The organism is Caryophanon tenue (genome assembly GCF_001700315.1).
Taxonomy (GTDB): Bacteria; Bacillota; Bacilli; order Bacillales_A; family Planococcaceae; genus Caryophanon; species Caryophanon tenue.
On record NZ_MASJ01000007.1, the window covers coordinates 106,572 to 115,830 of the forward strand.

9 protein-coding genes, 1 rRNA gene and 1 riboswitch are annotated in these 9,259 nt (G+C 41.7%); all 10 genes read right to left on the reverse strand.

Translation table 11 applies throughout. The features are described 5' to 3' along the window. Positions 1-42: 42 nt before the first annotated feature. Entirely contained in the window at positions 43-1,464 is a 1,422-nt protein-coding gene (purF, locus tag A6M13_RS06890) for an amidophosphoribosyltransferase (protein WP_066544256.1), read from the reverse strand. Then, positions 1,440-3,671, reverse strand: coding sequence for a phosphoribosylformylglycinamidine synthase subunit PurL (gene purL / locus A6M13_RS06895; protein ID WP_066544260.1), 2,232 nt, complete (start codon positions 3,669-3,671; stop codon positions 1,440-1,442). The genes purF and purL overlap by 25 nt, the downstream gene beginning before the upstream one ends. Next, positions 3,658-4,341, reverse strand: a complete 684-nt coding sequence (gene purQ / locus A6M13_RS06900) for a phosphoribosylformylglycinamidine synthase subunit PurQ (RefSeq protein ID WP_066544262.1) — start codon at positions 4,339-4,341, stop codon at positions 3,658-3,660. The genes purL and purQ overlap by 14 nt, the downstream gene beginning before the upstream one ends. A gap of 4 nt (positions 4,342-4,345) precedes the next feature. Beyond that, positions 4,346-4,591 (reverse strand): phosphoribosylformylglycinamidine synthase subunit PurS, encoded by a 246-nt coding sequence (gene purS / locus A6M13_RS06905; RefSeq protein ID WP_066544264.1) that lies wholly within the window; start codon positions 4,589-4,591, stop codon positions 4,346-4,348. Positions 4,592-4,596: 5 nt separating this feature from the next. After that, a complete protein-coding gene (purC, locus tag A6M13_RS06910) occupies positions 4,597-5,307 on the reverse strand; it encodes a phosphoribosylaminoimidazolesuccinocarboxamide synthase (protein ID WP_066544269.1) in 711 nt (236 codons plus the stop codon). Between the two features lie 17 nt (positions 5,308-5,324). Beyond that, entirely contained in the window at positions 5,325-6,620 is a 1,296-nt protein-coding gene (gene purB / locus A6M13_RS06915; RefSeq protein ID WP_066544272.1) for an adenylosuccinate lyase, read from the reverse strand. A gap of 15 nt (positions 6,621-6,635) precedes the next feature. Continuing rightward, positions 6,636-7,760: a 5-(carboxyamino)imidazole ribonucleotide synthase gene (gene purK, locus A6M13_RS06920; RefSeq protein WP_066544275.1), complete on the reverse strand. Its 1,125-nt coding sequence runs from the start codon at positions 7,758-7,760 to the stop codon at positions 6,636-6,638. After that, a complete protein-coding gene (purE, locus tag A6M13_RS06925) occupies positions 7,757-8,245 on the reverse strand; it encodes a 5-(carboxyamino)imidazole ribonucleotide mutase (protein ID WP_066544278.1) in 489 nt (162 codons plus the stop codon). The genes purK and purE overlap by 4 nt, the downstream gene beginning before the upstream one ends. Before the next feature lie 208 nt (positions 8,246-8,453). Then, a riboswitch (purine riboswitch) is annotated at positions 8,454-8,551 on the reverse strand. 101 nt (positions 8,552-8,652) lie between these two features. Then, positions 8,653-8,841, reverse strand: a complete 189-nt coding sequence (locus A6M13_RS06930; protein ID WP_066544282.1) for an NETI motif-containing protein — start codon at positions 8,839-8,841, stop codon at positions 8,653-8,655. A gap of 342 nt (positions 8,842-9,183) precedes the next feature. Next, positions 9,184-9,259, reverse strand: a 5S ribosomal RNA gene (gene rrf, locus A6M13_RS16710); the annotation flags it as partial.

Genomic DNA, 9,259 nt, shown 5'->3' on the forward strand with positions numbered 1-9,259 from the left:
ATAAAAAACGCATTCGTGCATCTCGCACGAATGCGCATGACGTTAACACTCTTTTTCGTGTGGTAAAACTGTATCTGAATAAATTTCTGTTGGGTATTTCCCTGTAAAGCATGCCATACATAACCCACCATCTGCATCATTAAATGGACGCGCAGTGGCACGCACCATGCCTTCAGGTGTTAAAAATGTTAATGTGTCCGCTTCAATCGCTTCACGAATTTCTTCCACATTGTGACTCGCAGCAATTAATTGTTCAGGCGTTGATGTATCAATGCCGTAAAAGCATGGATTTGTCATTGGTGGTGATGTAATCATGACATGTACTTCCGCTGCCCCTGCTTCTTTTAACATGCGTACAATACGTCTTGATGTCGTACCACGTACAATTGAATCATCAACCATCACGACACGCTTTCCTTTCACCACTTGTACAACCGGTGAAAGCTTCATTTTAACACCGCGCTCACGTAGCTCTTGTGTTGGCTGAATAAAAGTACGGCCCACATAACGGTTTTTAATTAAACCTAATTCGTATGGAATCCCACTTTCTTCTGCAAAACCAATCGCTGATGATAGCGATGAATCCGGTACACCGGTTACAACATCCGCTTCAATAGAGCCACATTCACGTGCTAATTCACGACCCATACGTTTACGTGCCATATGTACATTTACACCGTCAATATTTGAGTCAGGACGTGCAAAGTATACATATTCCATCGCACACATTGCGCGCGGATGTTGCTCTTCAATAATGCTATCGACTTCTAAACCATTTTTAGTAATGTACAGTAGTTCGCCTGGCTGTACATCACGTACAAATTCTGCACCGATTAAATCAAATGCACATGTTTCAGATGCCACAACCCAAGCATCGCCTAATCTACCTAATGCGAGTGGACGTAAACCGTTACGGTCACGCGCAACAATCATCATATCTTTTGTTAAAATCAGCAGTGAAAATGCACCTTTTAATAAAGATAATGCATTTTTCACTTTCGCTCGGAACGGTGAGTGCGACGACTTTTTAATTAAGTGAATAACTACTTCTGTATCAGATGTTGAATTGAAAATACTCCCTGAACGCTCTAGGTTTTGCTTTAAGTGATTAGCATTTACTAAGTTCCCGTTATGCGCAATCGCTAAAGTACCTGTTGATGAACGAAATAATAGTGGCTGTACGTTTTCAATGCCCCCACCACCAGCAGTTGGATAACGTACGTGCGCGATGGCCGCATGACCTGTCGCTGCACGTAGTTTTTCTTCATTAAATACGTCATTTACTAAACCTTCACCTTTAACCGGACGCAAAGTTTCGCCATCTGTCACGACGATACCTGCTCCTTCTTGTCCTCGGTGTTGTAGTGCATGTAAGCCATAATAGCTTAGCTGTGCACTTTCTTGATGGCCCCATATGCCAAAGACGCCACATTCCTCGTTTAAGCCTCTGATTTCAGTAAGCATGGGATTGCTCCTTTCCAAGCAGAACGGAATTCCTCCACTGAACCTTCTACTAACACGCCAGCGTCTCCGTTTAATGTAAGTTTTGCATCGTCTGTTACGACACCAATTTCTGTTGCGTCTGTTGCGATTTTTTCAAATGCTTCTTTATGTTCTGGCTTCACGGTAATCACGAAGCGAGATTGAGACTCAGAGAATAATGCTGTTGTTGCTGAACCTGAAAGTGTTGCTTGAATCCCTAAGCCGTTTGCAGCGAATGTTGATTCAACAAGTGCTACTGCTAAACCACCTTCTGATACGTCATGTGCTGATGCAACAACACCTGCTTGAATCGCTTCAAGAACTTGTGCTTGGTGCTTCGCTTCTACGTCTAAGTCGATTGTCGGTGCTTGACCGAAAATACGTCCCTCTACAAGCTTTTGTAATTCAGAACCACCGAATTCTGTTTTCGTTTCACCGATTACATACACGATGTCGCCTGCGTTTTTCACATCTTGTGTCGTTACATGTGCTAAATCTTGTACAAGACCAACCATACCAATTGTTGGTGTTGGGTAAACCGCTTCACCTGAACGTTCGTTGTACATTGACACGTTACCACCGATAACTGGTGCATCTAATGCTAAACATGCTGCAGCGATACCGTCAGCTGATTTTTGAATTTGCCAGAAGATTTCTGGTTTTTCTGGGTTACCGAAGTTTAAGCAGTCTGTAATGGCAAGTGGCTTACCGCCTGAAGCAACGATGTTACGTGCCGCTTCTGCAACTGCAATTTTACCACCTGTTGTTGGGTCTAAGTAAATGTAGCGAGAGTTACAGTCTGTAGTCATTGCTAAACCTTTATTTGTACCGCGCACACGTAATACAGCAGCATCTGAACCAGGTGCTACGACTGTGTTTGTACGTACTTGGTAATCGTATTGGTCATATACCCACTCTTTAGAAGCGATTGTTGGCGCTTGTAATAAAGCAGATAATGTTTCTTTATAATCCGTTACAGCTGGCTCAGCATTTTCCATTGCTTGGTACTCTGCAAAGTATGCTGGCTCTGCTTCTGGCATAATGTATACTGGTGCATCTTCTGCAAGTGCATCAGCAAGTACTTCTGCCACTACTTCACCGTTATGGATAAGACGTAACATTTTGTCGTCTGTTACGCGACCTACTGCTACTGCGTCTAAATCATATTTATCAAAAATTACTTTAATTTCATCTTCGCGACCAGCTTTTACAACCATTAACATACGCTCTTGAGACTCAGAAAGCATCATTTCGTAAGCCGTCATGCCTGTTTCACGTTGAGGAATTAAATCCAAGTTCATTTCTACACCAGTACCTGCTTTAGAAGCCATTTCTGCTGAAGATGATGTTAAACCTGCTGCACCCATGTCTTGAATCCCAACAAGAGCGTCTGATTTTACAACTTCTAAACAAGCTTCAAGTAATAGCTTCTCCATGAATGGGTCACCAACTTGAACTGCTGAACGCTTTTCGTCAGCCTCTTCTGATAATTCTTCAGATGAGAATGTTGCCCCGTGAATACCGTCACGACCTGTTTTTGCCCCTACGTACATAACCGTGTTGCCAACACCTGCTGCTACACCTTTTTGAATGTCTTTATGGTCGATTAATCCAACGCACATTGCATTTACAAGCGGGTTGCCTTCATAGCAAGGGTCAAATTGGACTTCGCCACCAACTGTTGGAATTCCGATACAGTTACCGTAACCAGCAATACCAGCGACAACTTCTTCAAATAAATATTTACCACGCGCTGATTTTAATTCACCAAAGCGTAATGAGTTTAACATCGCGATTGGACGTGCGCCCATTGAGAATACGTCACGGATAATCCCGCCTACACCTGTTGCTGCACCTTGGTACGGCTCGATAGCAGATGGGTGGTTATGTGATTCCATTTTGAATACAACCGCTTGCTCATCACCGATATCAACAATCCCTGCACCTTCACCAGGACCTTGTAACACTTGAGGACCTGACGTTGGGAATTTACGTAATACTGGCTTTGACTTTTTATAAGAACAGTGTTCAGACCACATTACAGAGAATAAACCGATTTCTGTCCAGTTTGGCATACGCCCTAATTTTTCGACAGCTAAGTCGTACTCTGCATCTGTCATACCCATATCAGCATACAGACGTTGCTCTTTAATTTGCTCCGCTGTTGGCTCGAATTTAGTTGTTGACATGTTGTTCCCTCCACTGCTTAACAATTGATTTGAATAATTTTAGACCGTCTGCTCCGCCAACGATTTCGTTTGCTGCGCGCTCTGGGTGAGGCATCATTCCAAGAACGTTACCTTGTTCGTTTACAATCCCTGCGATGTCTTCTAAAGAACCGTTTGGATTTTCACCTGAATATGTGAACACGATTTGGTTATTCGCTTGTAACTGCGCTAATGTCGCATCGTCACAGTAGTAATTTCCTTCACCGTGTGCGATTGGGATTTGAATTTCTTCACCCGCCGCATATTGGTTTGTAAATAATGTGTTGTTGTTTTCTACTTTTAACGTCACTGTACGACACATGAATTTAAGGTTTTTATTACGTAATAGTGCGCCTGGTAATAAACCTGACTCTGTTAAGATTTGGAATCCATTACATACACCTAATACTGGCTTACCTTGTGCTGCAAAGTCTTTTAACGCTGTCATAATGTTTGATTGGTTCGCCATTGCGCCACAACGTAAGTAGTCGCCGTATGAGAAGCCACCTGGTACTAATGCACCGTCGAAGCCTTCTAAGCTTGTTTCTGTATGCCAAACGTATTCTACTTCTTCACCTAATTCGTCTTTGATCGCATGATACATATCGATATCACAGTTAGACCCTGGGAAAACGAGTACTGCAAATTTCATGGAATTAAGCCTCCTCGATTTCATAACGGTAGTTTTCGATTACCGTATTAGTTAACACTTTTTCACACATTTCTTTTACGATTGCGTCCACATCGCGATCCGTGTCAGCGATTGTTACTTCTAAATATTTACCGATACGTAAATCTGCAACTTCTTCGTAACCAATTTTGTGTAATGAACCTTGTACTGCTGAACCTTGTGGGTCTAAAATGCTCTCTTTTAACGTTACGTAAATTTTAACCTTTTTCATGACTATTATTTGCCTCCAAGTTTTTCAAGAATGATTTCATATACTTCTGTTAAGTTACCTAGGTCACGTCTGAATACATCTTTGTCGAGCTTTTGTCCTGTAGTAGCATCCCATAAGCGACATGTATCTGGTGAAATTTCATCTGCTAATAACACATTGCCTGCTCCATCGCGTCCAAACTCTAGCTTAAAGTCAATTAGCTCAACACCTACCTCCGCAAATAGTGGACGTAAAATATCGTTTACTGCTAACCCTTGCTTATACAGTTCTTCTACTTCTGTTGCAGTTGCAATCCCTAATACATCAATATGCTCCGTTGTGATATGTGGATCACCAAGTGCATCATCTTTGTAATAATATTCAACAATTGGACGTGGTAGTGCTGTTCCTTCGTCAAAGCCTAAACGCTTCGATAAGCTGCCTGCTGCAATATTGCGCACTACAACTTCAATTGGAATAATATCTACACGACGTACAAGCTGTTCGTTTGGCGACAATTGTTTTACGAAATGTGACGCAATTCCGGCTGCTTGTAATTTTTCGAATATTAAGGTTGTGATTTTGTTATTAAGATTACCTTTACCATCAATTTCGGCTTTTTTCTCACCGTTAAATGCTGTTGCGCTATCTTTATACTCCACAAAGAGGATTTGCTCATCCTCTGTGGCGTATAAACGTTTTGCCTTACCTTCATATAAAAGCTGACCTTTATTCATTGTGTGATTCCCCCAGTTTAGTTTAGTCCTAGACGTTCAAAGATCATATCAACTTGTTGAATATGATAGTTGTAGTCGAAGCAGTCTTCAATTTCTTCCGGTGTTAAATGCGAAGTAATTGTTTCATTTGCTTCTACCAGTGGACGGAACTGCGTTTGCTCATCCCATGCACGTGCTGTTAGTGGCTGAACTGTATCGTATGCTTCCTCGCGTGATAATCCTTTGTCGATTAACGCTAGTAAAATACGTTGAGAATAAATTAAGCCAAATGTACGTGTCATATTGCGCTTCATATTCTCAGGGAATACCGTTAAGTTTTTCACAATGTTGCCAAAGCGGTTTAACATATAATTTAATGTGATTGTTGCATCAGGAATGATTACGCGCTCTGCTGACGAGTGTGAAATATCACGCTCATGCCATAACGCTACGTTTTCAAACGCTGTTACCATGTAACCGCGCATTAAACGTGCCATACCTGTCATATTTTCAGAACCAATTGGGTTACGTTTATGCGGCATTGCAGACGAGCCTTTTTGGCCTTTTGCAAATGCCTCTTCCACTTCACGCGTTTCTGATTTTTGTAAGCCACGAATTTCTGTCGCAAACTTTTCAATTGATGCAGCAATTAATGCTAATGCCGACATATATTGTGCGTGACGGTCACGCTGTAATGTTTGCGTTGAAATCGTTGCGGCAGCTAAACCTAAGTTTTTACAAACGTATGCTTCTACTGCTGGGTCGATATTGGCATATGTCCCAACCGCACCTGACATCTTACCTGTTTCGATTACTTTTGCTGCTGCTTCAAAACGCTCTTGGTTACGCAGCATTTCTTCACGCCATAATGCAAGTTTTAAGCCAAATGTTGTTGGCTCTGCATGTACACCGTGCGTACGTCCCATCATAACCGTGTTTTTATGCTCTTTTGCGCGCGCTTCAATAATGTCGATAAAGTTTTGAATGTCTTTACGTAAAATATCATTCGCTTGTTTAATTAAATATGAAAGTGCTGTGTCGACTACATCTGTTGACGTTAATCCGTAGTGAACCCATTTGCGCTCTTCACCCAGTGTTTCAGATACCGCACGAGTAAATGCTACTACATCGTGACGTGTTTCTTGCTCAATCTCTAAAATACGGTCAATGTCAAATGACGCGTTTTCGCGAATTAATTTAACATCCTCTTTCGGAATATCACCAAGCTCAGCCCATGCCTCACATGCTAAAATTTCCACTTCTAACCATGCTTGATAACGATTTTGCTCTGTCCAAATTGCGCCCATCTCGGGTCTCGTATAACGTTCAATCATCTGTAGTTTGCTCCTTTATTCTGGCCAAATACCAGATTTTTCAATTTCAACTAATGTTCTCTCAACATCTTCCGTCATGATCGTCACATGGCCCATTTTGCGGTTTACTTTCGCTTCCGCCTTGCCATATAAGTGAAGTGACCAATCCGGGTAGTTCGAAATGGAGTTGCTTAGTGGCATTACGTGCTGTCCTAGAACGTTCACCATAATCGACGGTGCCCATAGCTTCGGTTTACGTAATGGCCAACCACACACAGCGCGAATATGCTGATGGAACTGTGACACATTACAAGCTTCGATTGAATAATGCCCTGAGTTATGCGGACGCGGTGCTAATTCGTTAATAACGATATCCCCGTTCTCTAATACAAACATTTCTACAGCGACTGTACCGACTAAATCTAAATAGTCTGCAATTTGTGTCGCCGCTTTCTCTGCTTTTTGTGCTGTCGTTTCATCAATACGTGCTGGCACGATTGTTTCGTGTAAAATATGATGAACATGAATGTTTTCGCCTACCGGTAAGCAACACGTTTCGCCGTTACCGTTACGCTGAACAATCACTGAAATTTCTTTTGTAAATGGTACAAATCCTTCTGCGATGCATTGTGAATGTTCAAATAAACTTTCTGCAAGTGGTAAATCCTCGTTACTTTTTAATAATTGCTGTCCCTTACCGTCATAACCGCCTCGTGCTGTTTTCACGATGCAAGGATAGCCAATCGTTTCAATTTGCGCAACTAATTCTTCATATGTATTAGCTACAATATAAGGTGCTACTGGACATCCAGCTTCAACAATCGCTGCTTTTTCCGTTACACGGTTTTGCGTAATGCGAACAAGCTCTGCGCCTTGTGGTACATAGGCGATTGTCGTTAAACGTTTTAAGCCGTCATAATCGATGTTTTCAAACTCATACGTGATGACATCACTTACTTCTGCTAATTCCTCTAACGCTGCCTCATCGTCATAATTGGCAACGATGCGAATATCTGCTACTTGCCCACACGGTGAATCCATTGAAGGTTCTAACACCGCTACTTTAAAGCCTGCTTCTTTCGCGGCAATTGCCATCATACGACCGAGTTGACCGCCACCGATAATACCAATTGTTTGCCCTGGATAAATCATTTTTGTCACAGTAAGTCACCTGAGCTTTCTAGCACTTGCTGTTTTGTTGCTTCACGACGCGCTTCTAAACGCGCTGCAATCGCTTCGTCAGTCGTTGAAAGAATTTGTGCTGCAAGTAAACCTGCATTCGTTGCACCAGCCTTACCGATTGCTACAGTAGCAACTGGCACTCCCCCAGGCATTTGTACGATTGATAATAATGAATCTAAGCCATTTAACGCACGTGATTGTACCGGCACGCCAATAACAGGTAATGTCGTTTTTGCTGCAACCATTCCTGGTAAGTGTGCTGCACCGCCTGCACCGGCAATAATGACATGAATGCCACGCCCTCGTGCAGCTTCTGCGTACTCAAACATTAAGTCTGGCGTACGGTGTGCTGAAACAACTTGCTTTTCATACGGAATTTGTAATTCGTCTAAAATATCGCAAGCATGCTTCATCGTTTCCCAATCACTTGAACTGCCCATAATGACACCGATTTTCGGATTCATAAATTACGCTCCTTTAAAGTTCCAAAAATGTAGATTTACTTGTTCTCATTAATGAATCTCTTGTTCAGATGTAGTAAGACAAAAAAAGTCCTCAAACAATCTACTTCTCATCATATCTATGATAAGAAAGCAGATTACTTGAGGACACCTTGTGATAATAAAGTTTGTGGTTTCTCCATGAAGCTCACACCTTTCTATCGTTACCGCACCAAAAGTTGCTTTCCCACATAGTCCAGCATTACGGTGCCGGGTAGAAACACTAGAGCCAATTCTCTAGCATATATGAGGGATTCAATAATGTTTTTCCTTCTCACATTTTAACAACACATTTGCAGTGCGTCAACGAAAAAATGCGAACGATAAATTTTCAGAAAACAATATTGTTCGGTTTTTCAACTGTACATTAATTATTCTTCTACTTTTAAGCCTTTAAACTGTATTTTTTGACGTAATACTGTCGGTTCACCATTTACGATATGAAAAATTGGTTCTTCACGTCGCCCCACTGGCATATAGCCTTGTTGCTTCATTCTTTCCAAACATTGCTCAATTGTTTCCAATTCTTCGACGTCAAACCAAAGTTGTTTTTTTGACATTGTTGTATGCACTCCTATAGTTTTGTTCATTATAACAAGAAAAGTATACAGTAATTGCGAACAATTGATGGCGTTTTTTGCATCTACATGCAAGTAAAAGCTTGAAAGTTTTTGACGCAAAGAAAAGCGAGGCGAACATGAATACATCATTGCGACAAATGATAAACAAGAGGTTTTTTTCTGCAAAGCTGCTGAATCGACAGATAGCTTTCTACGCTTTATATAGAAAGAAAAGAAAGAAGCAAAAAAGCGCCTCACACATTATTGTGCGGGCGCATAAATAATTCATTAAAAATAAACAAAGAAAAACGAGATACGAACCGAATTCGTACCTCGTTTTTTGCGAAGCGACGTCCTACTCTCACAGGGGGAACCCCCCAACTACCATCGGCGCTAAAGAGCTTAACTGCTGTGTTCG

Excerpts from the sequence above, each read along its gene's own strand:
- purQ (WP_066544262.1), bottom strand. The coding sequence starts at position 4,341 with ATGAAATTTGCAGTACTCGTTTTCCCAGGGTCTAACTGTGATATCGAT.
- purF (WP_066544256.1), bottom strand. The coding sequence starts at position 1,464 with ATGCTTACTGAAATCAGAGGCTTAAACGAGGAATGTGGCGTCTTTGGC.
- purB (WP_066544272.1), bottom strand. The coding sequence starts at position 6,620 with ATGATTGAACGTTATACGAGACCCGAGATGGGCGCAATTTGGACAGAG.
- purS (WP_066544264.1), bottom strand. The coding sequence starts at position 4,591 with ATGAAAAAGGTTAAAATTTACGTAACGTTAAAAGAGAGCATTTTAGAC.
- purE (WP_066544278.1), bottom strand. The coding sequence starts at position 8,245 with ATGAATCCGAAAATCGGTGTCATTATGGGCAGTTCAAGTGATTGGGAA.
- purL (WP_066544260.1), bottom strand. The coding sequence starts at position 3,671 with ATGTCAACAACTAAATTCGAGCCAACAGCGGAGCAAATTAAAGAGCAA.
- purC (WP_066544269.1), bottom strand. The coding sequence starts at position 5,307 with ATGAATAAAGGTCAGCTTTTATATGAAGGTAAGGCAAAACGTTTATAC.
- A6M13_RS06930 (WP_066544282.1), bottom strand. The coding sequence starts at position 8,841 with ATGTCAAAAAAACAACTTTGGTTTGACGTCGAAGAATTGGAAACAATT.